Annotated in this window: 24 protein-coding genes; 9 read left to right on the forward strand and 15 right to left on the reverse strand. The window is 71.6% G+C overall.

Translation table 11 applies throughout. The features are described from left to right. Window positions 1-327 precede the first annotated feature (327 nt). The gene (locus ACFFBG_RS04455; protein WP_375475978.1) at window positions 328-954 is read left to right on the forward strand and encodes a hypothetical protein; all 627 of its coding nucleotides are present in this window, start codon (window positions 328-330) and stop codon (window positions 952-954) included. A gap of 44 nt (window positions 955-998) precedes the next feature. On the opposite strand, the gene ACFFBG_RS04460 is transcribed toward ACFFBG_RS04455, so the two are convergent. Then, a complete protein-coding gene (locus ACFFBG_RS04460; protein WP_375475980.1) occupies window positions 999-1,538 on the reverse strand; it encodes a hypothetical protein in 540 nt (179 codons plus the stop codon). Window positions 1,539-1,694: 156 nt separating this feature from the next. Here ACFFBG_RS04460 and ACFFBG_RS04465 point away from each other — a divergent pair, with 156 nt between their 5' ends. Together ACFFBG_RS04465 and ACFFBG_RS04470 are read left to right on the forward strand one after the other, a co-directional pair. Next, complete coding sequence (locus ACFFBG_RS04465; RefSeq protein WP_375475982.1) at window positions 1,695-3,125, forward strand: nitroreductase family protein; 1,431 nt, start codon at window positions 1,695-1,697, stop codon at window positions 3,123-3,125. A 71-nt stretch (window positions 3,126-3,196) separates the two neighbouring features. Further along, window positions 3,197-4,213 (forward strand): heme A synthase, encoded by a 1,017-nt coding sequence (locus ACFFBG_RS04470; protein WP_375475984.1) that lies wholly within the window; start codon window positions 3,197-3,199, stop codon window positions 4,211-4,213. Here ACFFBG_RS04470 and ACFFBG_RS04475 read toward each other — a convergent pair. The 3 genes from ACFFBG_RS04475 to ACFFBG_RS04485 are packed head-to-tail and all read right to left on the reverse strand — an operon-like array spanning window position 4,197 to window position 7,364. Next, entirely contained in the window at window positions 4,197-5,474 is a 1,278-nt protein-coding gene (locus ACFFBG_RS04475; protein WP_375475986.1) for a DUF445 domain-containing protein, read from the reverse strand. The genes ACFFBG_RS04470 and ACFFBG_RS04475 overlap by 17 nt on opposite strands. Beyond that, a complete protein-coding gene (locus ACFFBG_RS04480; RefSeq protein ID WP_375475988.1) occupies window positions 5,471-6,352 on the reverse strand; it encodes a RimK family alpha-L-glutamate ligase in 882 nt (293 codons plus the stop codon). Before ACFFBG_RS04480 ends, ACFFBG_RS04475 begins: the two co-directional genes overlap by 4 nt. Before the next feature lie 31 nt (window positions 6,353-6,383). Next, entirely contained in the window at window positions 6,384-7,364 is a 981-nt protein-coding gene (locus ACFFBG_RS04485; protein ID WP_375475989.1) for a heme o synthase, read from the reverse strand. A gap of 253 nt (window positions 7,365-7,617) precedes the next feature. Here ACFFBG_RS04485 and tkt point away from each other — a divergent pair, with 253 nt between their 5' ends. Genes tkt through ACFFBG_RS04515 form a run of 6 tightly spaced genes read left to right on the forward strand, consistent with a single transcriptional unit; the run spans window position 7,618 to window position 14,837 of the window. Further along, a complete protein-coding gene (gene tkt / locus ACFFBG_RS04490; protein ID WP_375475991.1) occupies window positions 7,618-9,750 on the forward strand; it encodes a transketolase in 2,133 nt (710 codons plus the stop codon). Window positions 9,751-9,779: 29 nt separating this feature from the next. Next, window positions 9,780-10,886 (forward strand): transaldolase, encoded by a 1,107-nt coding sequence (gene tal / locus ACFFBG_RS04495; protein WP_375475993.1) that lies wholly within the window; start codon window positions 9,780-9,782, stop codon window positions 10,884-10,886. Continuing rightward, complete coding sequence (zwf, locus tag ACFFBG_RS04500) at window positions 10,887-12,533, forward strand: glucose-6-phosphate dehydrogenase (protein WP_375475995.1); 1,647 nt, start codon at window positions 10,887-10,889, stop codon at window positions 12,531-12,533. Continuing rightward, window positions 12,530-13,513, forward strand: a complete 984-nt coding sequence (locus tag ACFFBG_RS04505) for a glucose-6-phosphate dehydrogenase assembly protein OpcA (RefSeq protein WP_375475997.1) — start codon at window positions 12,530-12,532, stop codon at window positions 13,511-13,513. The genes zwf and ACFFBG_RS04505 overlap by 4 nt, the downstream gene beginning before the upstream one ends. Further along, the gene (gene pgl / locus ACFFBG_RS04510) at window positions 13,510-14,280 is read left to right on the forward strand and encodes a 6-phosphogluconolactonase (protein ID WP_375475999.1); all 771 of its coding nucleotides are present in this window, start codon (window positions 13,510-13,512) and stop codon (window positions 14,278-14,280) included. Before ACFFBG_RS04505 ends, pgl begins: the two co-directional genes overlap by 4 nt. Before the next feature lie 29 nt (window positions 14,281-14,309). After that, entirely contained in the window at window positions 14,310-14,837 is a 528-nt protein-coding gene (locus tag ACFFBG_RS04515) for a DinB family protein (RefSeq protein ID WP_375476263.1), read from the forward strand. 104 nt (window positions 14,838-14,941) lie between these two features. Here ACFFBG_RS04515 and ACFFBG_RS04520 read toward each other — a convergent pair whose 3' ends face one another. The 11 genes from ACFFBG_RS04520 to ACFFBG_RS04570 all read right to left on the reverse strand — a co-directional run bounded on the left by ACFFBG_RS04520 (window position 14,942) and on the right by ACFFBG_RS04570 (window position 24,927). Beyond that, window positions 14,942-15,283: an RNA polymerase-binding protein RbpA gene (locus ACFFBG_RS04520; RefSeq protein ID WP_375476001.1), complete on the reverse strand. Its 342-nt coding sequence runs from the start codon at window positions 15,281-15,283 to the stop codon at window positions 14,942-14,944. Window positions 15,284-15,358: 75 nt separating this feature from the next. Then, window positions 15,359-15,595, reverse strand: coding sequence for a preprotein translocase subunit SecG (secG, locus tag ACFFBG_RS04525; RefSeq protein ID WP_375476003.1), 237 nt, complete (start codon window positions 15,593-15,595; stop codon window positions 15,359-15,361). A gap of 48 nt (window positions 15,596-15,643) precedes the next feature. Beyond that, window positions 15,644-16,483 (reverse strand): triose-phosphate isomerase, encoded by an 840-nt coding sequence (gene tpiA, locus ACFFBG_RS04530; RefSeq protein ID WP_375476005.1) that lies wholly within the window; start codon window positions 16,481-16,483, stop codon window positions 15,644-15,646. A gap of 1 nt (window position 16,484) precedes the next feature. Continuing rightward, window positions 16,485-17,705, reverse strand: a complete 1,221-nt coding sequence (locus tag ACFFBG_RS04535) for a phosphoglycerate kinase (protein ID WP_375476007.1) — start codon at window positions 17,703-17,705, stop codon at window positions 16,485-16,487. A 5-nt stretch (window positions 17,706-17,710) separates the two neighbouring features. Then, entirely contained in the window at window positions 17,711-18,715 is a 1,005-nt protein-coding gene (gap, locus tag ACFFBG_RS04540) for a type I glyceraldehyde-3-phosphate dehydrogenase (protein ID WP_375476009.1), read from the reverse strand. Window positions 18,716-18,778: 63 nt separating this feature from the next. Beyond that, the gene (locus ACFFBG_RS04545; protein WP_375476011.1) at window positions 18,779-19,081 is read right to left on the reverse strand and encodes a hypothetical protein; all 303 of its coding nucleotides are present in this window, start codon (window positions 19,079-19,081) and stop codon (window positions 18,779-18,781) included. A 60-nt stretch (window positions 19,082-19,141) separates the two neighbouring features. Next, on the reverse strand, window positions 19,142-20,122 hold the full coding sequence (gene whiA / locus ACFFBG_RS04550) for a DNA-binding protein WhiA (RefSeq protein ID WP_375476013.1): 981 nt from the start codon (window positions 20,120-20,122) through the stop codon (window positions 19,142-19,144). Beyond that, the gene (gene yvcK, locus ACFFBG_RS04555; RefSeq protein ID WP_375476015.1) at window positions 20,113-21,111 is read right to left on the reverse strand and encodes a uridine diphosphate-N-acetylglucosamine-binding protein YvcK; all 999 of its coding nucleotides are present in this window, start codon (window positions 21,109-21,111) and stop codon (window positions 20,113-20,115) included. Before yvcK ends, whiA begins: the two co-directional genes overlap by 10 nt. Further along, entirely contained in the window at window positions 21,104-21,958 is an 855-nt protein-coding gene (rapZ, locus tag ACFFBG_RS04560) for an RNase adapter RapZ (protein ID WP_375476265.1), read from the reverse strand. Before rapZ ends, yvcK begins: the two co-directional genes overlap by 8 nt. Window positions 21,959-22,038: 80 nt before the next feature. Further along, window positions 22,039-24,033, reverse strand: coding sequence for an excinuclease ABC subunit UvrC (gene uvrC, locus ACFFBG_RS04565; protein WP_375476017.1), 1,995 nt, complete (start codon window positions 24,031-24,033; stop codon window positions 22,039-22,041). Window positions 24,034-24,090: 57 nt separating this feature from the next. Next, window positions 24,091-24,927 carry a PhzF family phenazine biosynthesis protein gene (locus tag ACFFBG_RS04570; protein WP_375476019.1) on the reverse strand — a complete coding sequence of 279 codons (837 nt, stop codon included), beginning with the start codon at window positions 24,925-24,927 and terminating at the stop codon, window positions 24,091-24,093. Window positions 24,928-24,934 lie beyond the last annotated feature (7 nt).

Below are 24,934 nucleotides of genomic sequence, written 5' to 3' on the forward strand. Positions count from 1 at the left end.
GGATCGCCCGCGTCCAGCTCGCTCTCGTTCCCGGCCATGAAGTCGTCGTAGAAAGAGGTACCGACAATTCCGGTGCCCTCTCTGAGGCGCGCAGACGAAAAGTTGGGCGAGAATTCCGAGCGCAACCGGCACGGGGACGTCCTCGACGGGTCGACGGTGATGATGCCGTCGATATCGGCGCGCTTTCCGACCGGGTCCGTCGGTCTGCGTGAGTCCGAGCGTCGCCCTGACGTCATGGCCGTTGGTCTCGGGTGGCGCTCAGCTCGAGTTGCAGCTGCGGCGAGGAACGCTACGTTCAAAAACAACACGCCCTCGGGAGGGGTCTGCATGGCGCGGAATGGCAAAAGGCTGGGGTTCTTACCAGGCTGGCGCATCTTCAGCTACGTCATCGTCATTTTCAACCTCATCATGTTGATCTGGGTGATCGCCGGATCCGTGGCGGCACAACACGATGACAGCTCCTGCGGCTCGCTCGACGCGAAGACCTGTCAGGACGCCAAGGACGTCGGCACGGCCATCGGCGTCACCGCGCTCATCGTCATCTGGGTCATCGTCGACATCATCCTCGGCATCCTCTGGCTCGTCACCAACCGCAAGACGAGGGATTGCCCGGTGTGCGGCCACGGCGTGAAGAGAGGTGCGTTTCAGTGCCGGAACTGCGGGTTCGACTTCCGTCAGCAATACCCGCAGCGGCAATACCCCGAAGGGCAGCACGCCGAGCCGCAGTATGCCCAGCCGCAGTACCCGCCGCCCCAGTACGCCCAGCCGCAGCCCCAGCCGCAGTACGCCCAGCCGCAGCCCCAGCCGCAGCCGCAGTACGCCCAGCCGCAGCCCCAGCCGCAGCTGCCGGCGTCGTCGTCGTACTACACGCCGGCGAGGCAGTCCCAAGCGCAGCCCCCCGCCCCCAACGCCCCTGAGCCGCGTCGTCGCCCCGGCCCCGGACCTCGCCCCTGAGTCGTTTCGTCCTGCCTGCTGTGCCGGCCGCAATCGACAGTGGCTCAGTGCGTCAGGAAGAACTTGAGCGCCACCGCGATGGCGGCGACCAGCGCGATGAGCACGCCGAACCAAAGGGCGCTTTGCACCGTGGTCCCGCGCCGGAGCCGGCGGTACACCAGGCCGATCGCCGCGATCCGCAAGATCAGGATCCCGCACGCCAGGGCCTCCGCCCACACGGGCGTGGGCCAGCCACGCGCGGCGGTGCCGAGCAGCGCGAACGAGGGCAGGCCCGCGCTCAGCACCGGCACCGAATCCCGCGCCTCGGCCAGCAGCGCCGCAGCCGAAGCGCGGCCGGCGAACACCGCGCCCACGACATCGGCCAGCACGTGTGCGACATAGGTCGACAGCACTGCCCCGAGGACGACCAGCAACGCCTCCCCGGAGCGGACCGCCCCGTCCGAGACACCAGCCGTGGCCGCGAGGACCAGGACGTCGCCGTAGACATAGGCGGACATGCGGCTCTCGGCCCGCAGCTCGGCGAGGTCCTCGCGGCGGGTGACGAGCGCTTGGACCGGGTGGCGGATCGGCGAACTGGCGGTCACGAGACCCAAGTTTGCCGGTCGGCGCCGCGGCCCGCGCCTACGTGGGCCGCTGCCTGGCGAACCGCCGTGCCGCGGTCACAGGCCGAGCGCTGACCGCAGGCCTCGATAACCGGGTATGACCAGTCGCCTCGTTCCCGTCAGCGATACGGTCCATCGGTGGTCGAGACGACGACGCAGCTGCTGCACCGCCTGACGAGCTATGAACCCGGCCGCGAGTGGACCGACCCCGCCCCCGACGAGCGGATCGTCCAGGACCTCGTCGTGAACGACGCCGATCGGTTTCCCAAGTTCTACAAGCAGTACCCCGCCGACCTCCCGCGGATGTCGCTGCCCCGCGAGCTGCTGCCGGCGAGGACGGCCGCCACGGCCGTCCTCGCCGGCGCCGAGGTCGACCCGACCGACCTCGATCTCGCCGGGCTGGCCCGGCTGCTCTACCTGTCCGCCGGCGTCACGCGGACCACCGAGCGCAACGGCCGGCGCTGGCTGTTCCGCGCAGCCGGGTCGGCGGGCGCGCGGTTCCCACTGGAGCTCTACGCAGCCGTCCCCGACGGCGGCGCGCTCCCGGCGGGCGTCCACTGGTACGACCCGCTCGCGCACGAGCTGGTGCAAGTCGCCGCGGCACCACTCGGCGACGCGCCTTCCGTCGTCGTCACCGGCGTCCCGTGGCGCACCGGCTGGCGCTACCGCGAGCGCGGCTACCGGCACATCTACTGGGACGCCGGGACGATGCTCGCGCAGCTGCTCGCCGTCGCCGACTCGGCGGGGGTTGCCGCGCGGCTGTTCGCCGCATTCCCGGACGCGGCCGTCGCCGACCTGGTCGGCGCCGACGGCGCGCAGGAGTTCCCGGTCGCCGTGGTCGGACTCGGCTCGGGCGAGCCGGCGCTCAAGCCGCGGGCGTCGGCGGTCGCCGGCGAGTTCGACCCGGACGCGGTCGTGTTCCCGCTCGTCGTGGCGGCCCAGCGCGCTGGCCACCAAGACCGGCTCGGGCCGGAGACGCCGCGCGGCGCGCGGGTGCGGCCGGCCGCCGACGAGCAGGGCGAGCCGCTGGACGAGGTCGTGCTGCGCCGGGGCTCGACCCGCCGGCTCGACCCGACGGGCGCGCTGGCGCGAGACGTGGTCGTCGACATGCTGGCCGCCGCGATGCGCGGGATCGACGTCCCGCACTGGCTGGTCGTGCACTCGGTCGACGGCGTCGCGCCCGGCCTGTACCGCTGGCCCGACCTCGACACTGCCGTGCGCGCCGTCGATCTGCGCGAGGAGGCGTTCCGGGTGGCCTTGGAACAGGGCCTCGCCCGCGACGCCGCGTTCGTCGCCGTCTCAGCGATCGACCTCGCCGGCCTCGACGACCACGGCTACCGAGAGGCGCATTTGGCCGCCGGCATCGTCGAGGGACGGCTGCATCTGTTGGCCTACGCGCTTGGCGCCGGCGCGTCCGGCATGACCTTTCAGGACGCCGACATACCCGCGTTCCTCGGCGCCGACGTCGCGTGTCTGCTGTGGACGTGCGTCGGCGTGCCCGAATACCCGAGCAAGGCCGGCGGGGCCCCGGGCACGCCGACGTCGGTGCGGATGGTCAACCCGCGCTGAGGCCGCGGCCCCGCGGCCCCGCGGCGCCCGAGCGAGTCGAGCGACGCACGGCACGAACTACCCTTCTCGCCATGCGGCCCGTTGACGACCCGGTGCGCTCGACGGCGCCCGAGCGCGCGGCCGCGACGGCCGCCATCGAACCGCGTCGGACGTTCAGCCGGCTGCCCGGCTGGCTGCAGACCGCGACCGCGCTGCGGCGCCTCGCGCTCGCCTCGGTGATCGCGAACGTCGCGATCGTCGTCACCGGCGGCGCCGTCCGGCTCAGCGACTCCGGCCTTGGCTGCCCCACCTGGCCGTCGTGCACGAACGGGTCGCTCACCCCGACACATCAGTACGCGATCCACGGAGTCATCGAGTTCACCAACCGGCAGCTGACCTTCGTCCTGACGATCATCGCGGTGGCCACCTGGCTCGCGGCAATGGCGCTGCGCCGGGAACGCCCGCTCGCCACGGCCGCCGCGCTGGGCGTTCCCGCGCAAGCCGTGCTCGGCGGCCTGACTGTGCTGACGCACCTCAACCCGTGGCTGGTGGCGCTGCACTTCCTGCTGTCGATGTCGATCATCGCGGTCACGTTCGTGCTGTGGCGGCGGGTCGCCGGAGCGGCTGAGCTGATGCCGGCGCCGGTGCGAGTGCAAGTGCCGACGGGTGCCGTCCTGCTCGCCCGGCTCACCGTCCTCGTCACCGCCACCGCCCTCGCAATCGGCACCGTCGTCACCGGCAGCGGCCCGCACGCCGGCGACAGGGCCGACGACGGAACGGTGCACCGCACCGGGCTGAACGTCGCCTCGATGGCGCAGCTGCACGCGGACTCGGTGATGGTGTTGATCGGCCTGACGGTCGGGCTGCTCGCGTTGGTGACCGCGCTGCGAGCCGACTCCTCGATTCGCCAGGCGGCCGCCGTGCTGCTCGGCGTCGAGCTCGGACAGGCCGTCATCGGTTACACGCAGTACTTCCTGCACGTGCCGCCGCTGCTCGTCGGGCTGCACATGCTCGGCGCGAGCCTGGTGTGGATCGCCGCGCTGAACGTGCTGTTCCGCGTCCAGCGGTCCGCGTTGAGCGCGCCGCCGGCCGTCAGAACAGCCGGCTGATCGCGTAGATCGCCAAGCCGGCCAGCGCGCCCACCACGGTGCCGTTGATCCGGATGAACTGCAGGTCGCGGCCCACTTGCAGCTCGAGACGCCGGCTCGTCTCGGCGGTGTCCCAGCGCTGCACGGTGGTCGAGATGACGGCCGTCAGATCCTCGGCGTAGTTCGTGACGATGTGCCCGGTCACCCGCTGGAGCGCCTCGTCGACCTTCGCGGCGATGCCCTGGTCGTCGTCGCGCAACACCTCGCCGGCGCGCATCACCAGCGATTCCATCGAGCGACGCAGTTCGGAATCCGGGTCCTGCGCGCCGTCGAGGACGAGCTGCTTCACTGTCCCCCAGATGCTGGCGAGCCACTCGCGCACTCGGGGATGGTCGAGCAGCGTGAGCTTGGCGGCCTCGACCTTGGCGATCTGCTCGGGGTCGGTGCGCAACCGCTCGGCCAGATCGCGCAGCTGGTCGTCGAAGCCGCGGCGCAGCTCGTGGTTCTCGTCGTCGATGACCTCGCCGAGGAAGTTGTGCGCCCAGGTGAACCCGGCGTTGAACAACGGGCCGTCGATGAAGGTCGGCAGCCAGGACTGCTCGTCCACCCGCTTGCGGAACTCGCCGCGGTTGCGATCGAGGAACTTGCGGGTGCCGCGCAGGACGGTGGTCAGCACGGCCTGGTGCTGGCCGGCGTCGCGGATGGCGTCGATCAGCCGCGCCAGCAGCGGCGAGATGTCGGCCTCGCGCAGCCGCTTGTCGGCGAACGTGGCCACCGAGTCGCGCAGTTCGTCGTCGCGCAGCACGCTCGCCAACCCGCCGATGGCGAGGCTCACCTCGTCGCCCAGCCGGCGGGCGTGGTCGGGATCGGCCAGCCACTCCCCCATCCGCTGCGGAACTTTGGCCGCCGCGACGCGCTCGCTGACGATCTCGGTGGTCAGGAAGTACTGCTGGACGAAGCCAGCCAGCGCCTCGCCGATCTGGTCCTTCTTGCTCGGGATGATCGCGGTGTGCGGGATCGGCAGCCGCAGCGGATGCCGGAACAGCGCGGTGACGGCGAACCAGTCGGCCAGTCCGCCGACCATCGACGCCTCGGCAGCCGCCTGCAGGTAGCCCCACGCGCCGTCGCCGTGCCCGACCGCGCGGCAGACGATGTAGACGGCGGCGGCGGTCAGCAGCAGCGACCCGGCGACGGCCTTCATCCGGCGCAGCGCGCGGACTCGGTCTTCGGCGACCGTCGGCAGCGCCGGGATGCCGGGCGAGGTGCCTGCGGGCGCCGTCACCGGCGTGCCGCGATCGCGGCGGCGAGCAGGTCGGCAGGACTCAGCGCATCAGGCCCGCCGTCCGCGGCGTAGCTGAGGAACAACGACGGCTCGACCAGCTCCAGCTCGATCACGACTGGTCCGGCCGGCGACGGCAGCAGGTCGACCCGCGCGTACAGCGGGACGGCGTCGAACCGGTCGCGCACGTGCGCCAGCGCGGCCGCCGCTACCTCGAGCTCGGCCGGCGCCGGCGCGCGGGCGTCGATCCTTTCCTCGACGTACAGCTCGTGGCCCTGCACCGGGTGGGCCACCCCGGCGGGCAGCATCGGACCCTTGCGGATCGCGTGCGTGAACCTGCCGTCGACGTGGATCAGCGCCGTCTCGCCCGCGTCGTCGACGTCGGCGAGATACGGCTGGACGAGCACCGTGCGACCAGCCGCATGCAGGGCGGCGGCGTGCTCGGCGGCCGCGGAACGACGGTCGGCGGTGAACCGGCCGGCGCCGCGCGAGCCGGCGCCGACGGACGGCTTCACGACGACCTCGCCGTCCACCGGGAACGCCACCGGCTCGCCCGGCGCGGCGAACGCGGTCTCGACGATCGGGACGCCGGCCGCGGCGAGGTCGCGCAGGTAGACCTTGTCGGTGTTCCAGACGACGACGTCCGCGGGGTTCGCCACCTGCGGCAGGGCGCGCACCCAGTCGAGGAAGCGCTCCCGCTTGGCGGTGTAGTCCCAGGTGGAGCGCAGCACGGTCAGGCCCGCGGACCAGTCCACGGCCGGGTCGGTCCAGGCCGCCCAGTGCGGGTCGACTCCGGCGCGGCGCAGAGCCGCGGTCAGCAGCTCGGCGTCCTCGTCGCCGTGCGGGAGGTCGGCACAGGTCGCCAGCAGCACGTCGGGCACTTGAGCGATCCTACGGGCGAACCGCTCGTGCTCAGCGGACGAAGGTGTCGACCGCGACCGCGACGAAGACGAACGCGAGGTAGCTGTTCGACAGATGGAACAGGCTCATCGCGGCCTTCGCGTCGGCGCCGCGCTTCGTGCGCGCGAGCAACCGGTGCGCAGCGCCGACGAGCGCGCAACCGGCGATCGCCGCGAGCACGCCGTAGACCCACCCCGTCGCCAGCGGCCACAACGCCAACGACGCGGCGACAGTCAGCCACGAATAGCCGACGATCTCGCGGGCGACCCGCTGCGGCGAGGCGACCACGGGCAGCATCGGCACGCCGGCCCGCGCGTAGTCCTCGCGGTAGCGGATAGCGAGCGCCCAGAAGTGCGGCGGCGTCCAGAAGAAGACGATCGCGAACAGCGCTATCGGGGCCCAGGCGAGCGAACCGGTGACTGCGGCCCAGCCGATCAGGACCGGCATGCAGCCGGCAGCCCCACCCCAGACGATGTTCTGCGAGGTGCGCCGCTTGAGCAGCATCGTGTAAACGACGACGTAGAACGCGATCGCGGCGGCGGTCAGGCCGGCGGCCAGCAGATTCGTCGCCGCCGCCATCAGCGCGATGCTGACCACGCCGAGCGCGACGCCGAAGATCAGCGCGCTGCGCGGGGAGACGTCCTGCCGGGCCAGCGGCCGATGCCCGGTGCGGCGCATGACCGCGTCGATGTCGCGGTCGAGGTAGCAGTTGAGCGCGTTCGCGCTGCCGGCCGCGAGGGTGCCGCCGACCATCGTCGCGACCACCGTCAGCCAGGGCGGCAGTCCGCCTGCCGCCAGGATCATCGCAGGCAGCGTGGTGACGAGCAGCAGCTCGATGATCCGCGGCTTCGTCAAGGCGACAAACGCGGCGAGCCGAGTGCGTGAGGCGCCCTGGCCGCGACGCTGCCGTGCCGGCAGAGCGGGTGCGGCAATGCCCTTCGGGCCCCGGCGGGCCGGCGCGACCCGGGGGGTCGCGACGGGGGTCTGCGTCACGGGAGCAGCCTAACTGCCGCCCCGGGCGGCGTCGCAGCCAGCCTCAGCCGGCGACCCGCTACGAGCTCGCCGCCGACCGCACCGCGGCGCGCCGTTGAGCACACCGCTGAGGCCGGGCGGGCAATCCGCGCAGCCCCCGCGTCGCAAGGACCGGTGTGGCTACGCTTGCAGTGGGTATGACCACAACTGAAACCGCTTCCGACGTCTTGTCCAGACGCCAGACGACCTGCGCTACGGAAAGGACACATCGTCCGTGACCGACACTGACTCAAAGCCTGCGGACGGCGTCAAGACCACCCACCCTGACTGGTGGACCGACCTCGACACGAAGGCGGTCGACACCGCCCGGCTGCTCGCCGCGGACGCTGTGCAGAAGGCCGGCAGCGGGCACCCCGGCACCCCGATGAGCCTCGCCCCGTTGGCCTACCTGCTCTACCAGCGCATCCTGCGCCACGACCCGACCGAGCCGACCTGGATCGGCCGTGACCGGTTCGTGCTGTCCAACGGGCACGCCTCGCTCACCCAGTACTGCCAGCTTTTCCTGTCCGGCTACGGCCTGGACCTCGGCGACATCGAGTCGCTGCGCACCTGGGGCTCGCGCACCCCGGGCCACCCCGAGTTCGGCCACACGCTCGGCGTCGAAGTCACCACCGGCCCGCTCGGCCAGGGCGTCGCGAACGCCGTCGGCATGGCAATGTCCGCGCGCCGCGAGCGCGGCCTGTTCGATCCCGACCCGGCGCCCGGCGAGTCGCTGTTCGACCACCACATCTATGTCGTCGCCGGCGACGGCTGTCTCGAGGAAGGCGTCTCCTCCGAGGCGTCCTCGCTCGCCGGGCACCAGCAGCTCGGCAACCTGATCCTGTTCTACGACGACAACCACATCTCGATCGAGGACGACACCGCCGTCGCGTTCAGCGAAGACGTCCTGAAGCGCTACGAGGCGTACGGCTGGCACGTGCAGCGCGTCGACTCCGGCGAGGACGTCACTGCGCTGGAGAAGGCGATCGGCAAGGCGAAGGCCGTCGTCGACAAGCCGTCGATCATCGCGGTCCGCACGATCATCGGCTGGCCCGCGCCCACCAAGCAGAACACCGGCAAGGCGCACGGCAGCGCGTTGGGCGATGAGGAGATCCGCAAGACGAAGGAGATCCTCGGCTTCGACCCGGACGTCACCTTCGCTGTCGCCGGCGACGTCCTCGAGCACGCCCGCAAGGTCGTCAACCGGGGTCGCGAGGCGCACGCCGCTTGGCAGGAGCAGTTCGACGCGTGGGCGAAGGACAACCCTGAGCGCTATCAGCTGCAGCAGCGGTTGGCGACCCGCACCCTGCCCGACGGTTGGCACGCCGCGCTGCTGTCCTTCCCGACCGAGAAGGACGGCAAGCCGAACTCGGTGTCGACCCGCAAGGCGTCGGGCAACGTGCTGGTCGGCCTGGCCGACACGCTGCCGGAGCTGTGGGGCGGCTCGGCCGACCTCGCCGAGAGCAACAACACGACGATGGACGGCCAGCCGAGCTTCATCCCCTCCGCCCACCAGACCAAGGAGTGGCCGGGCGGCCCGTACGGCCGCACGCTGCACTTCGGCATCCGCGAGCACGCGATGGGCGCGATCATCAACGGCATCACGCTGCACGGCGGCACCCGCGTCTACGGCGGCACGTTCCTCGTGTTCAGCGACTACATGCGCCCGCCGGTTCGGCTGGCCGCGCTGATGAAGATCCCGTCGATCTTCGTGTGGACGCACGACTCGATCGGCCTGGGCGGCGACGGCCCGACGCACCAGCCGGTGGAGCACCTCGCCGCCCTGCGCGCGATCCCCGGCCTGGACGTCGTCCGGCCCGCGGACGCCAACGAGACCGCTGTGGCGTGGCGCAAGATCCTGGAGAAGACCGACGGGCCGGTCGGCCTGGCGCTGTCCCGGCAGAACCTGACGGTGCTGGACCCGGAGAAGACGAAGGACGCCGGCCGCGGAGGCTACATCCTCGAAGAGGCGTCCGAAGGCCTGCCGAAGATCATCTTGATCGCGACGGGCTCCGAGGTGGAGCTCGCCATCACGGCGCGCGAGCAGCTCGAGGCCGAGGGCACGCCCACCCGGGTGGTGTCCATGCCGTGCTTCGAGTGGTTCCACGACCAGCCGGCGTCCTACCAGCAGACCGTGCTGCCGCCGGACATCAAGGCCCGGGTCGGCATCGAGGCCGGCGTCCCGCAGGGCTGGCACGAGATCATCGGCGACAGCGGCGAGCTGATCGCGATCGACCACTTCGGCGCCAGCGCCGAGGGCGAGGTGCTGTTCGAGCAGTTCGGGTTCACCCCCGATCGCGTCCTGGCCGCCGCGCATTCGGCGATGAACCGCGCCGGCCTCATCCGCGACACCACCACCGGCAACTGAGCACCAGAACATTTCGCGAGGAGCGACCAATGAGCGACGCACTGTTCAAGCTGTCCGGCGCGGGCGTGTCCGTCTGGCTGGACGACATCAGCCGGGAACGGCTGCGCACGGGAAACCTGGCGCATCTGGTCGCGGACAAGCACGTGGTCGGCGTGACGAGCAACCCGACGATCTTCCAGAAGGCGCTGGACAAGGGTGACGCCTACGAGGACCAGGCGCGCGAGCTCGCGGTGCGGCAGATCCCGATCGACGACGCGGTCCGCTACCTGATGGGCTACGACATCCGGTGGGCCTGCGACGTGCTGCGGCCGCTCTACGACCAGACCGGCGGGCAGGACGGCCGGGTGTCGATCGAGGTCGACCCGCGGCTGGCGCACGACACCGAGCGCACCACGGCCGAGGCCAAGGGCCTGTGGTGGCTGGTCGACCGGCCGAACGTCCTGATCAAGATCCCGGCCACCCTCGAGGGCCTGCCGTCGATCACCGCCGCGACCGCCGAGGGCATCAGCGTGAACGTGACGCTGATCTTCGGTCTCGATCGCTACGACGCGGTGATGGACGCCTACCTCGCCGGCCTGGAGCAGGCCCAGGAGAAGGGCGTCGACCTGTCGACGATCCGCTCCGTCGCCTCGTTCTTCGTGTCCCGGGTGGACAGCGAGGTCGACAAGCGGCTGGACAAGATCGGCACCGACGAGGCGAAGGCGTTGCGCGGCAAGGCCGCCATCGCCAACGCCCGGCTGGCCTATGAGCGCTATGAAAAGGTCATCGCCTCCGAGCGGTGGCAGAAGCTGGCCGAGGCCGGGGCGAATGTGCAGCGGCCGCTGTGGGCGTCGACCGGCGTCAAGGACCCGGCCTACGACGACACCATGTATGTCGTCGAACTCGTCGCGCCGAACACGGTCAACACCATGCCGGAGGCCACCCTGGACGCGGTCGACGACCACGGCGAGGTGCGCGGCAACACGATCGCCGGCACCTACGCCGACGCCCGCAAGGTGATCGACGACCTCAAGTCCCTCGGCATCGACTACGACGAGTTCATCGAGCTGCTCGAGGTCGAGGGCGTGCAGAAGTTCGAGGACTCCTACGCCCAGCTCGCCGAGAGCGTGCAGAGCCAGCTGGACGCCGTCAAGTAGATGAGCGAGACCGACGCGACGACGGACGCGACGACCGACTCGACAACCGACTCGACGACGGACAAAGCCGGCCGGCCGGCCACTCCGGCCGCGGTCGGGCAGCGGCTCGGCGATTTCGGCGCCGACGGGACGAACCCGCTGCGCGACCCGGCCGACCGCCGGCTGCCGCGAGTCCCTGAGCCGTGCGCGCTCGTCATCTTCGGCATCGGCGGCGACCTGTCGCGCAAGAAGCTGATCCCGGCGATCTACGACCTCGCCAACCGCGGCCTGCTGCCGACGGACTTCGTGATGATCGGCTATTCCCGCGCAGACTGGCCGGGCGGCGGCTCGTTCGAGGCGCTGGCCCGCAAGAGCGCGCGCGACGGCGCGCGCACCGACTGGCGCGAGGACGTCTGGAAGCGGCTGGCTAGCAACACCAAGTTCGTCGAGGGCGCTTTCGACGACGACCAGGCCTTCGATCAGCTCGTCGAGGTGATGGCCGAGCTGCGCGAGTCGCACGGCATCCAGGGCAACGCCGCGTTCTACCTGTCCGTCCCGCCGTCGCTGTTCCCGCCGGTGCTGAAGCAGATGGAGCGCACGAAGCTGGCCGACGCCGAGCACGCCGGGGGGTGGCGCCGGGTCGTCGTGGAGAAGCCGTTTGGTCACGACCTGCCCTCGGCGCTCGAGCTCAACGGCCTCGTGGACTCGGTGTTCCCGCCGCGCGACGTGTACCGGATCGATCATTACCTCGGCAAGGAGACGGTCCAGAACCTGCTGGCCCTGCGGTTCGCGAACCTGTGGTTCGAGCCGCTGTGGAACGCGAACTACGTCGACTCGGTGCAGATCACCATGGCCGAAGACGTCGGCATCGGCGGCCGCGCCGCCTTCTACCAGGCCACCGGCGCGGCGCGCGACGTGCTGCAGAACCACCTGCTTCAGCTGCTCGCGCTCACCGCGATGGAAGAACCGGTCGAGTTCTCCCCCGAACCCGTGCGCATCGAGAAGTTGAAGACGCTGCGAGCGATCTCGCTGCCGCCGGATCTCGGCGAGTACGCGATCCGCGGCCAGTACGACCAGGGCTGGCTCGCCGGCGAGCGCGCTCGCGCCTTTCGCGACGAGGACGGCATCCCCGGCGACTCGACGACCGAGACCTATGCGGCGGTGCGCCTCGGCGTGGAGACCCGCCGCTGGGCCGGCGTGCCGTTCTACCTGCGCACCGGCAAGCGGCTGCCGAAACGGGTCACCGAGATCGGCGTCTCGTTCAAGAAGGCGCCGCATCTGCCGTTCAGCAAGACCGACACCCAGGAGCTCGGCCACAACCAGCTCGTCATCCGCGTCCAGCCCGACGAAGGCGTCACCCTCAAGTTCGGCTCCAAGGTGCCGGGCAGCTCGATGGAGGTCCGCGACGTCTCGATGGACTTCCTCTACGGCGAGGCGTTCACCGAGTCCTCCCCGGAGGCCTACGAGCGGCTGATCCTCGACGTTCTCGTCGGCGACGCGACGCTCTTCCCGCGCAGCGAGGAGGTCGAGGCGTCCTGGCGGGTCATCGACCCGCTCGAGGAGTTCTGGGCCGACCATCCGCCGTTTTTGTACCGCGCCGGCGAGTGGGGGCCGAAGGAAGCCGACGACATGCTCGCCCGCGACGGCCGGCAATGGAGGCGCCCGTGACCACGCTCTGGGACACCACCGGCACCGCGGTGGTCAAGGCGCTGGCCGCCGAGCGGCGGACCGGCGGCGCGGTCACCAGCGGCAACGCGCTGACCCTCGTCGTGGTGGTCGACCATCCAGACGTCGAGGAAGCCGAAGAGGCGGCGACCATCGCGGCCAGCCACCACCCCATGCGGCTGCTCATGGTCATCCGTCGGCATCTCGACGCCGCGGTGCCGCGGCTTGACGCCGAGGTCACCATCGGCGGTCGGCTGGGCCCCGGCGAATCGGTCGTGCTGCGGATGTACGGCCGACTCGGCCTGCATGCCGAGTCGGTGACTTTGCCGCTGCTCGCCCCAGACGCGCCGGTGGTGACGTGGTGGCACAGCGCCGTCCCGGAAAAGATCGCGCACGACCCATTGGGGGTGTTCGCCGAGCGCCGGATCACTGATGTGCTGCGCATGCCCGACCCGAACGAGGCGTTGCAGCAGCGGGCCGAGGACTTCGCGCCCGGCGACACCGACCTGGCCTGGACACGGCTCACGCCGTGGCGCGCCGCGCTGGCCTCGGCCTTCGACGGCGCGCAGCACACGGCGACGTCGGCGACCGTCAACGGTGGGACGAACGAGCCGTCCGCGCGCCTGCTCGCCGGTTGGCTCACTGCGCGGCTCGGCCTCGACGTCGCCGTCGAGGGCGCCGACGACGAGCCGATCAGCGGCGTGGAGTTCGCCTTCGACGACGACCGCACCACCACCGCACGGCTCGAAGGCGGCAACTTGGTGCTGCGCCGGGAAGGGCAGCAGGACTCGTTCCAGCCGTTCGGTCAGCGCGGCCCGGGCGAGCTGCTGGCCGAGGAGCTGCGTCGGCTCGACCACGACCATGTGTACGCCGAGGCGCTGTCCGCAGTCACCGGCGTGCAGGGGCTCGAGGAACGCTCGCCGTCGCGCAAGCACATCTGGTACGACCCGGTCGAGGCGGCGAAGTCGGAGCACGCGTCGTGAGCGCCGAGCCGGAGGTGCTCGTCGAGGCCGGGGCCGACCAACTCGCCGCCGCGGTCGCCCGCCGCACGCTCGACACGCTGGAGACAGCACTCGCCGGCGGCGCCGACGCGCATCTCGTCGTCACCGGGGGCGGCATTCTGGAAGCAGCGCTCACCCAACTCGCCACCCCGGCCGGAATCGAGGCGCTCGACTGGCGCCGGGTGCACGTCTGGTGGGGCGATGAGCGCTACGTGCCCGCCGACTCCGACGACCGCAACGACCTGCCCGCGCTGGCCAAGGCGTTCGACGCCCTGCCCCTCGAGCCCGCGAAGCTGCACCGGATGCCGTCGTCCGACGCCGGCTTCCCTGACGCCGAGGCCGCCGCGCAGTCCTACGCCAGCGAGCTCGCCGCGGTCGGCGGCAGCGGTCTGGTGCCCGCGTTCGACGTCGTCCTGTTGGGCGTGGGCCCGGACGGCCACTGCTGCTCGCTGTTCCCGCACCACCCCGGCACCCGGGTGCTCGACACGTCCGTCATCGCCGTGCACGAGTCGCCCAAGCCGCCGCCGGACCGGCTGTCGCTGACCTTCACCGCCCTCGACGCGGCGAAACAGATCTGGTTCGTCGCCTCCGGCGAGGGCAAGGCCGAGGCGGTCGCGAAGGCGCTGAGCGGCGCGGAGCGCACCGAGGTGCCCTCGGCCGGTCCGCGCGGTCTCGAGCGCACGTTGTGGCTAGTCGATCCGGACGCGGCGGCGCAGCTTCCGACGCGCGTGCCGACGACCCAATCGTGAGCAGCCCGAACCCGACGCAGCGGGCGGACATGTTCCTCGACCCGCGAGACGATCCCCGCGAGGGCGGCTCGAGCCTGGGCGACGAGCGGGCCACCCTGGTCGAGTTCCTGCGCTGCCAGCGGCTGACCCTGCAGATCAAGTGCGACGGCCTGGATCCCGAGCAGTTGGCCCGGCGATCGGTCGAGCCGTCGACGCTGTCGCTGCTGGGGCTCGTGCGACACCTGGCCGACGTCGAGCGGTCCTGGTTCCGACGTCGGCTCGCCGGGCAACCGGACGTGCCGCCGCTGTTCTACTCCGACGACGACCGCGACGGCGACTTCACCGGGGCGATCCCCGATCCGGACGTGGTGGCCGAGGCGTGGGCCGCGTGGCGGGCCGAAGTCGCGTTCGCCGAGCAGTTCGCCGCCGACACCGACCTCGCCTTTCACGTCGAGTACCGCGACGGCGAGGTGATCTCGCTGCGCGAGGTTCTGGTGCACATGATCGAGGAGTACGCGCGGCACAACGGCCACGCTGACCTGCTGCGCGAACGCATCGACGGCCGCCTCGGCGAGTGACTGTCCTCCTCGGCGCCGCCGGGACGTGACGCCGATCTTGTTGCGAATTCAGGCCTGCGGAACTGAGAACGCAACAAGATTGCGATGTGACCGGGCGGGCTCAGCTATTCGCCGCGGCGGGCGCGCAGCCGGGCCAGCGCCTCTTCGAGGATCGCGGCGCCGTCCTCGTCGGTGCGCCGCTCCTTCACGTAGGCCAGGTGCGTCTTGTACGGCTCGTTGCGCGGCGCGTTCGGCGGCGCCTCGGACTGCCGACCCGCCGGGTACCCGCAGCGCGGGCAGTCCCAGGTGTCGGGCAGCGCGGCGTCGACGGCGAACGCCGGCCGGGTCTCGTGCCCGTTGGCGCAGAAGTAGGAGGTGAAGACCCGAGGAGCGGTCTCGCCGCGCTCGTTCTCCCCCATCGGCCCGGCGCCGACGCGGCTGCCCCGGATCGCGCTGCCACCAGCCACGTACGTGTCCCTTCGATCGACGTGCACGCCCAGAACGTGCACAACGGCGCGGCCGGAGCCGCAATGCAGTGCGGCCTAGGCCGCGTTCTTGTACAGCAGAGCCAGCCCGATGATGCTGATCGACCAGACGGCGCCGGCGATCACCGTCAGCCGGTCGAGATTGCGTTCCACGACGGAGGACCCGGACAGGCTGGAGTAGAACGAGCCGCCGAGCATCGACGACAGGCCGCCGCCCTTGCCGCGGTGCAACAGCACCAGCACGATGAGCAGCAGGCTCGCAATGATCATCACGATCTGCAGCGTCAAAATCATGTCAAGCCCTCGTGTCGATGATGCGCGTGCGGACCAAGCTCGCCTAGATTACCTGGCCGCGGGCTGATCGGCGCCAGCAGCCGGGATCCCGGCGGCGACGCAGATCGCGCTGAACTCCTTCGGATCCAAGCTCGCGCCGCCCACGAGGGCGCCGTCGATGTCGGGTTGGCCGAGGATCTCCGGCGCGTTGGCGGCCTTCACCGACCCGCCGTACAGGACGCGGACGCCGTCGGCCAGCTCGGCGGAATACAGCTTCGCGAGTTCCGCCCGGACGGCCGCGCACACCTCCTGCGCGTCCTCCGGCGTGGCGACCTCGCCGGTGCCAATCGCCCAGATCGGCTCGTACGCGACGACGATCGAGGCGACCTGGTCCGCGGCGATGCCCTGCAGCGCGGCGCCGAGCTGGTCGCGGCAGCGCGCCAGCTGCTCGCCGGCCTCGCGGACGGCCAATGACTCCCCCACGCAGAGGATCGGCGTCAGCCCGTTGCGGAACGCCGCCACCAGCTTGTCGTGCACGATCTCGTCGGTCTCGTGGTGGTACTCGCGCCGCTCGGAATGCCCGACGATCACGAAGCCGCAGCCGAGCTTGGCGAGCATCGGCCCGCTGACGTCGCCGGTGTACGCGCCGGAGTCGTGCGGCGACAGGTCCTGGGCGCCGTAACGCAGCGGCACGCCGTCGCCGTCGATCAGCGTCTGGACGCTGCGGATGCTGATGAACGGCGGCAGGATGACGACGTCGACGGCCGCGCACTGCTCGGGCGTGAGGCTGAACGCCAGTTTCTGCGTCAGGCCGATCGCCTCGAGGTGGGTGTAGTTCATCTTCCAGTTGCCGGCGATGAGCGGCCGGCGACCGGACGGTGGCAGCGGAGCTGCGGGCTTGACCGCCACCTCAGACCTCTTCCAGAACGGCAACGCCCGGCAACTCCTTGCCTTCGAGGTATTCCAGCGACGCGCCGCCGCCGGTCGAGATGTGGCCGAACGCCGACTCGGCCAGCCCGAGCGCGCGCACCGCGGCCGCCGAGTCGCCGCCGCCGACGACGGACAGTCCCGGGCTGTCGGCCACCGCCTGCGCGACGCCGCGGGTGCCGGCCGCGAACGGCGACAGCTCGAAGACGCCCATCGGCCCGTTCCAGAAGACGGTCTGCGCGTCGGCCAGCGCGGCGGCGAACGCGCGGGTGGAGTCCGGTCCGATGTCCAGGCCCTTCGCGCCGTCGGGGATCGCGTCCGCTGCGACGATCTGCGTCTGCGCGTCTTCGGCGATGTCCTCGGCGACCACGACGTCGGTGGGCAGCACGATCTTCGCGCCGGCGTCGGCGAGGAACCGCGCGCAGTTGTCGACCTGGTCCTGTTCCAGCAGCGATCCGCCGACGCCGTGCCCCTGCGCCGCGAGGAAGGTGAAGCACATGCCCCCGCCGACGAGCAGCCGGTCGACGCGCGGCAGCAGCGACTCGATCACCGCCAGCTTGTCGCTCACCTTCGACCCGCCCAGCACGACGACGTAGGGCCGCTTCGGGTCGCCGGTCAGCTGGGTGAGGACCGTCAGCTCGTCGCGGACGAGGTCGCCGCAGTAGTGCGGGAGGAGCCGCGCGACGTCATACACCGACGCGTGCTTGCGGTGGACCGCGCCGAACGCGTCTTCGACGAACGCGCCGCCGTCCTCCTCACCACCGGTGAGCGTAGCGAGCGCGCGGGCGAACTCGGCCCGCTCCGCGTCGTCCTTGCTCGTCTCGCCGGGGTTGAAGCGGACGTTCTCCAGCAGCAGAAGCTGCCCGTCGGCCAGCTCGCCGGACAGCGTCCGGGCGCTCTCGCCGACGGTGTCGAGCGCGAACGCGACCGACCGGCCGAGCAACTGGGCGAGCCGGTCGGCCACCGGCGACAACGAGTATCGCGGCTCGGGCGCGCCCTTGGGCCGGCCGAGGTGCGCGGCGACGATGACTTGGGCGCCGGCGTCGAGCAGTTTCACCAACACCGGCAGCGACGCGCGGATGCGGCCGTCGTCGCCGACTTCTTTGCCAGCCGCGCCGTCCTTCAGTGGGACGTTCAGGTCGGAGCGGACCAGCACCCGGCGGCCGGCGACGCCATGCGAGAGCAGGTCGTCGAGCGTCTTCACCTCGGTTAGAGCGACGAGCCGACGAGCGCGGCGAGGTCGACCAGCCGGTTGGAGTAGCCCCACTCGTTGTCATACCAGCCGACGACCTTGATCTGGTTGCCGATGACCTTGGTCAGCCCCGAGTCGAAGATGCAGGACGCCGGGTCGGTGACGATGTCGCTGCTGACAATCGGCGCGTCGGTGTAGGTCAGGATGCCCTTGAACGGGCCGTCAGCCGCCGCGCGGTAGGCCGCCTTGACCTCGTCGACGCTCGCCTCGCGCGACACCGTCACGGTGAGGTCGGTGGCGCTGCCGGTCGGCACCGGCACGCGCAGCGCGTAGCCGTCGAGCTTGCCCTTGAGCTCGGGCAGGACCAGGCCGATCGCCTTCGCCGCGCCGGTGGAGGTCGGCACGATGTTCAGCGCGGCGGCCCGAGCCCGGCGCAGGTCCTTGTGCGGCCCGTCCTGCAGGTTCTGGTCCTGGGTGTAGGCGTGGATCGTGGTCATCAGGCCGCGCTCGATGCCGAACGCGTCGTGCAGCACCTTGGCCAGCGGGCCGAGGCAGTTGGTGGTGCAGCTGGCGTTCGAGATGACGGTGTGGTTCGCCGGGTCGTAGTCGCCGTCGTTGACGCCCATCACGATGGTGACGTCCTCGTTGCTGGCCGGCGCGGAGATGATGACCTTCTTCGCGCCGCCGGCGATGTGCACCTTGGCCTTCTCGGCGTCGGTGAAGATGCCCGTCGACTCGATGACGATGTCCGCGCCGATCTCGCCCCAGGGCAGCTGCGCGGGGTCGCGGTGCGCGAAGGCCTTGAACGCCTTCCCGTCGACCGCGATCTCGTCCTCGGTGGAGGTGACCTCGCCGGGGAATCGGCCGAGGATCGAGTCGTACTTCAGCAGGTGCGCGAGCGTCGCGTTGTCGGTGAGGTCGTTGACGCCGACCACCTCGACGTCAGCGCCCGAGGCGGCTGCCGCGCGGAAGAAGTTGCGGCCGATGCGGCCGAAGCCGTTGATGCCCACACGTACGGTCACTGCGCTCGCGCTCCCTGGTGTCTCGGAAGGATTAGCTGTGCTGCCCGGCTAGCTGAGAGAACCCTATCGCCCGCTGCCGGGCCCAGGCCGGGGGCGGCGGCGGGCGGCCGGCTCCCCGTCGCCCTTGCGCGGCTCGTCCTCGCCGAGCGCCTCGGTGAATTCCTTGACCGACTCGCGGGCGCGCCGCTGCAGCGAGCCGAGCAGCTTGCCCGCCGACGCGGCCGCCTTCTCGACCTTCGGGCCGGCGGCGTCGACCGCTTTCGACACCTTGGGGCCGGCGGCGTCGACCGCGCGGGCGAGCTTCGGCGCGGCCGCGGCGCGGGCCCGGGCCACGGCGTCGCGGGGGCTGGGCCGGTCTTCGGACATTGCTGCCTCCTGACGTCGGTGCGTGCTCGTCAGTGCCAGCGTAGGCCCGCTCGTCGCGCGTCAGGGCGCGAGCATGTCCGGGGTGACCGCGGACTCGGTGTCCGGCAGGCCGAGGTCGGCGGCGTGCTTGTCCGCCATCGCGAGCAGCCGCCGGATCCGACCGGCAACGGCGTCCTTCGTCATCACCGGCTCGGACAGCGCGCCCAGCTCCTCCAGCGACGCCTGCTTGTGGGCGAGCCGCAGACGACCGGCCTGCAGCAGATGATCCGGCGCGTCCTCCCCCAGGATCTCCAGCGCCCGCTCGACCCGGGCGCCCGCGGCGACCGCGGCCCGGGCCGAACGCCGCAGGTTCGCGTCGTCGAAGTTCGCGAGCCGATTCGCGGTGGCCCGGACCTCGCGGCGCATCCGCCGCTCCTCCCAGGCCAGGACGGACTCGTGCGCGCCGATCCGGGTGAGCAGCGCGCCGATGGCGTCGCCGTCGCGGACGATCACCCGGTCGCCGCCGCGCACCTCGCGGGCCTTGGACGCGATGCCGAGCCGGCGGCCCACCCCGACCAGCGCCAGCGCGGCTTCCGCGGACGGGCAGGTGATCTCGAGCGAGCTGGCCCGGCCCGGCTCGGTCAGCGAGCCGTGCGCGAGGAAGGCGCCGCGCCACGCCGCCTCGGCGTCCGCGACGCCGCCGGACACCACGTGATGCGGCAGGCCCTTCACCGGCCGGCCGCGCAGGTCGACGAGGCCGGCCTGGCGGGCCAGCCGTTCGCCGTCCTTCGCCACCCGGACCAGGTAGCGGCTGCCCTTGCGCAGGCCGCCGCCGGCGACGATCTGCACCTCCGAGCCGTGACCGAAGATGTCGGCGATCTCCTTGCGCAGCCGGCGGGCGACCGAGCCGGTGTCGAGCTCGGCTTCGATGACAATGTGGCCGCCGATCAGGTGCAGGGCGCCGGCGAAGCGCAGCATCGTGGCGAGCTCGGCCTTGCGCGCCGAGATCTTGTCGACCGGCACGCGGCTCAGTTCGTCCTTGACGGCTGCTGTCATCGCCATAGATTCGACCCTCCGCCAGCCTGCTCGAGCGCGGCGCGGATCGTCTCGCTCAGCCGAGCCGGATCGTGCCGCTCGGCGCTGTCGTCCGCCGCGAGCCTTGAGACTACGAGACGCGCGCCGATCGTGCGCACGTAGCGCTCCAGCTCCTGGGGGTCGAGCAGCGACTCGCGGTCGGCGAGCACGGTGTCGATGCGCAACGGCCCGCACGGCTCGGCGTGCCGGCGCAGCAGCTCGACCAGCTCGGGCGGCTCGTAGTCGTCGGTCTCCCCCGCCTGCGGGACGAGGTTGAGCACCACCATCAGGTGCGCGCGGGTGGTGACCAGCGCGGTGCAGAGCTCGCGCAGCATCAGGTGCGGCAGCACGCTGGTGAACCACGACCCTGGCCCGAGCAGGACGACGTCGGCCTCGCGCACCGCGTCGACGGCCTCGGCGCTGGCCGGGGCGCCGTTCGGCAGCAACCGCACCGACAGCACCCGCCCGGGGGTCGCGGCGATGGAGGACTGGCCGCGGATGCGCCGCCGGCGCGTCGGGTGTTCCGGGTCGAACCGGTCGGCCTCGCCGATGAGGTCGAGCGGCACCGGGCTCATCGGCAGCACCCGGCCGACGGCGCCGACGAGCTCGCCCAGTCGGACGAGGGCCGTCGACGGGTCAGGCTCGCGCTCCAGTAGCGCGGTGAGCACGAGGTTGCCGACGGGGTGGCCCGCCAACACGCCCGAGCCGCCGATGCGGTGTTGCAGGACGTCGGCCCAGAAGCGGTGCTGCGGTCCGTCGCCGGCGAGCGCGGCGAGCGCCATCCGAAGGTCGCCCGGCGGCAGCACGTTCAGTTCGCGGCGGATCCGGCCGGACGAGCCGCCGTCGTCGGCCACGGTGACGATCGCGGTGAGGTCGTCGGTGAGCAGCCGCAGCGCGCTGAGCGCGGCGTGCAGCCCGTGCCCGCCGCCGAGCGCGACCGCGCGCAGCGGACGGCGCTCACTCCCGGGCTCACTCACGGCCGAGGTCCCGGTGGATGACGGTGGTCTGCACCCCCGAGGCGCTGAGCCGCTCGGCCAGCTGCTGGGACATCACCACCGAGCGGTGCTTGCCGCCGGTGCAGCCGACCGCGAGCGTCAGGTACCGCTTGCGCTCGCGTCGGTAGCCCGTGCCGATGATCGCCAGGATGTCGGTGTACCGGTCGAGGAAGTCCGCCGCGCCGTCCTGGCTGAGCACGTAGTCGCGCACGGCGTCGTCGCGGCCGGTCAGGTCGCGCAGCACGGGGATCCAGAACGGGTTGGGCAGGAACCGGACGTCGACGACGAGGTCTGCGTCGACCGGCAGCCCGTACTTGTAGCCGAAGGACAGGACGGTGGCGCGCAGCTCGGTCTCGACCGGGACGCCGTCGCCGAGGAACGCCGACTCGATCGCCCCGCGCAGCTCGGCCACCGAACGCGAGCTGGTGTCGATCACGAGATCGGCCTCGTCGCGCAACCCGGCAAGGAGCGCGCGCTCGGCGCCGATGCCGTCGGTGAGCCGTCCGCCGGCCTGCAGCGGGTGCTCGCGGCGGACGTTCTCGAACCGGCGCACCAGGACGTCGTCGGACGCCTCGAGGAACAGCACCCGTGGGCGCATCTGCCGGTCGGCGAGATCGCGGATGACGCTGCGCAGGTCGCTGGAGAACGCCCGGCTGCGGACGTCCATCACGACCGCGAGCCGGGTGACGGCGCCCTGGCTGCGGCTGCCGAGGTCGACCAGCGTGCCGATCAGCTCAGGCGGCAGGTTGTCGACGACGAAGAAGCCGAGGTCTTCGAAGCACTTGGCTGCCGCGCTGCGGCCGGCGCCGGACAGCCCGGTGATGATCACCGTCTGGAGGCCGCCGGTCGGCTGCGAAGCAGCGGCGGGCTCTTCGCGCGAGCGCTCATCGCGTTCGTGGTCATTCGTACTCACGAAATCACCTCGCCGGTCATGACGTTGACTGCGGCTGCCGGCGGCACGTCGGCGGCGAGCGCCTCGACGATCGCCTCCGCGGTGCGCCGGCCGATGCCGGGCACCTCGAGCAGGTCTTCGACGCTCGCCGCGCGCAGCCGGCGCAGCGAGCCGAACCGCCGCAGCAGCGCTTTGCGCCGCGTCTCGCCGAGCCCGGCGATGTCGTCCAGCGCCGAGGTCGTCATCGCTTTGGACCGCTTCTGCCGGTGGTAGGTGATCGCGAAGCGGTGCGCCTCGTCGCGCACCCGCTGCAGCAGGTACAGCCCTTCGGACGTGCGGGGCAGGATCGCCGGGTAGACCTGGCCCGGCAGCCACACCTCCTCGAGGCGCTTGGCCAAGCCGACGAGCGCGACGTCCTCGATGCGGAGGTCGTCGAGCACGGCCTGCGCCGCCGCGACCTGCGGGGCGCCGCCGTCGACCACCAGCAGGTTCGGCGCGTAGGCGAACTTCTTCGGCCGTCCGGTGGACGGGTCGATGCCGGGCGGGACGCCGACGCTCGCCAGCTCGGCGGCGGGGTCGGAGTCGGCGTCCGCGCCGGACTCGACCTGCTCGTCGAGGTAGCGGGCGAACCGGCGGCGCACGACCTCGGCGATCCAGTCCGGGTCGCCGGTGCCGGCGGACGTGTCGCGCAGCGCGAAGCGCCGGTACTCGCTCCTGCGGGCCAGGCCGTCCTCGAACACGACCATGCTCGCCACCACGTTGGTGCCCTGGACGTGGCTGATGTCGAAGCACTCGATGCGCAGCGGCGACGTGGGCAGCTCGAGCGACTCCTGCAGCTCGCCCATCGCCCGCGAACGGGCGGTCAGGTCGGAGGCGCGTTTGAGCTTGTGCTGGTTGAGCGACTGCGCGGCGTTGCGCGCGACCGTCTCGGCCAGCGCCCGCTTGTCGCCGCGCTGCGGCACCCGGATCAGCACCCGCGAGCCGCGCCGCTCACCGAGCCACTCGGCCAGCGCGCCGTTGTCGTCGGGCACCTCCGGCACCAGCACCTCGCGCGGGATCTCGGATCCGTCGTCCTCAAAGATGCCGTAGAACTGCGTGATGAACTGCTCGACGAGATCGCCGGTGGTCATCTCGTCCAGCTTGTCGACCACCCAGCCGCGCTGGCCGCGCACCCGGCCGCCGCGGACGTGGAACACCTGCACCGCGGCTTCCAGGTCGTCTTCGGCGAAGGCGACGACGTCGGCGTCGGTGCCGTCGCCGAACACGACGGCCTGCTTCTCCAGCGCCCGGTTCAGCGCGCCGAGGTCGTCGCGCAGCCGGGCGGCGCGCTCGAATTCCAGATTGTGGCTGGCCTGTTGCATCTGCCGCTGCAGCCGCTTGACCATGATGTCGGTCTTGCCGGCCATGAAATCGCAGAAGTCCTCGACGATCTCGCGATGCTGCTCGGCGCTGACCCGGCCGACGCACGGTGCGCTGCACTTGTCGATGTAGCCGAGCAGGCAGGGTCGGCCCACCTGGCCGGCCCGCTTGAAGACGCCCGCCGAGCAGGTGCGGGCCGGGAACACCCGCAGCAGCAGGTCGAGCGTCTCGCGGATGGCCCAGGCGTGCGAGTACGGGCCGAAGTAGCGCACGCCCTTGCGCTTGGGGCCGCGCATGACCTGCAGCCGGGGGTACTCCTCATACAGCGTCACGGCCAGCGAAGGGTAGGACTTGTCGTCGCGGTACTTGACGTTGAACCGCGGGTCGAACTCCTTGATCCAGGTGTATTCGAGCTGCAGCGCCTCGACTTCGGTGCGCACGACCGTCCACTCGACGGACCCGGCGCTCGTCACCATCTGCCGGGTGCGCGGGTGCAGCGCGGACACGTCGGCGAAGTAGGAGTTCAGCCGCTGCCGCAGGCTCTTCGCCTTGCCGACGTAGATGACCCGGCCGCGCTCGTCGCGAAACCGGTAGACGCCCGGCTCCAGCGGGATCGTGCCGGTCGCCGGTCGGTACGTGGACGGGTCGGGCACCTGATTGAGGTTAGTCGCCGGCGCCGACCACGACGCGGGTCACGGCAGCGCGATCCGTCAGGGCAGCGCGACTGCGCCGCTGACGCCGATGGTGGTGGCGCCGCTGACCCAGACCTCGCCGTCGACCTGCTCGACGTGCACGCGGCCGCGCCGGCCGATCCGGGTGCCCTGGCTGGCGACGTAAGACTGCGGAGCTCGGCCCGACTCGATCAGCCACTGGCCGAGAGCGGCGTTGAGGCTGCCGGTCACCGGGTCCTCGAAGGGGCTGTCGCCGCCGACGAACGCGCGCACCTCGAACGCGGTCTCCGCGCCGTCTGGGTGCGGCCCGACGACCCCGATGTTGCTGAAGCGGCCGAAGGCGCGCGGGTCCGGCTTCAGCGCCAGGACGCGGTCGGCGTCGGCCAGCAGCACGGCGACCCAGCCCGGGCCGTTGTCGACCCATTGCGCGGCGACGATCTCCGCGACGTCCACGCCGAGGCCGCCGGCCAGCTCCGGCAGTCCGGCCGGGTCGACGGGGCCGCCGCGGATCAACTGGGGCGCGGCGAAGCCGAACCGGGCGCCGTCACGGCGCAGCCGGACGAGGCCGATGCCGCATTCCTGGATCACCTCGCCCGGCGAGCGCGGCGTTCCGCCGGCCGTCAGCCAGGCTCGCGCCGAGCCCAGCGTCGGATGCCCGGCGAACGGCAGCTCGCGGGCCGGGGTGAAGATCCGCAAGCGGTAGTCGGCCGCGGGGTCGCTCGGCCGGCAGAGGAAGGTCGTCTCGCTGAGGTTGGTCCAGCGCGCGAAGGCGGCCATCTGCTCGGTGTCGAGGGGGTCGGCGTCATGCACGACCGCCACGGCGTTGCCGAAGGTCAGCTCGTCGGCGAAGACGTCCACCTGGGTGAAGCGCAGCATCCGACCA

This window comes from uncultured Jatrophihabitans sp., from assembly GCF_964251945.1.
GTDB lineage: Bacteria > Actinomycetota > Actinomycetes > Mycobacteriales > Jatrophihabitantaceae > Jatrophihabitans.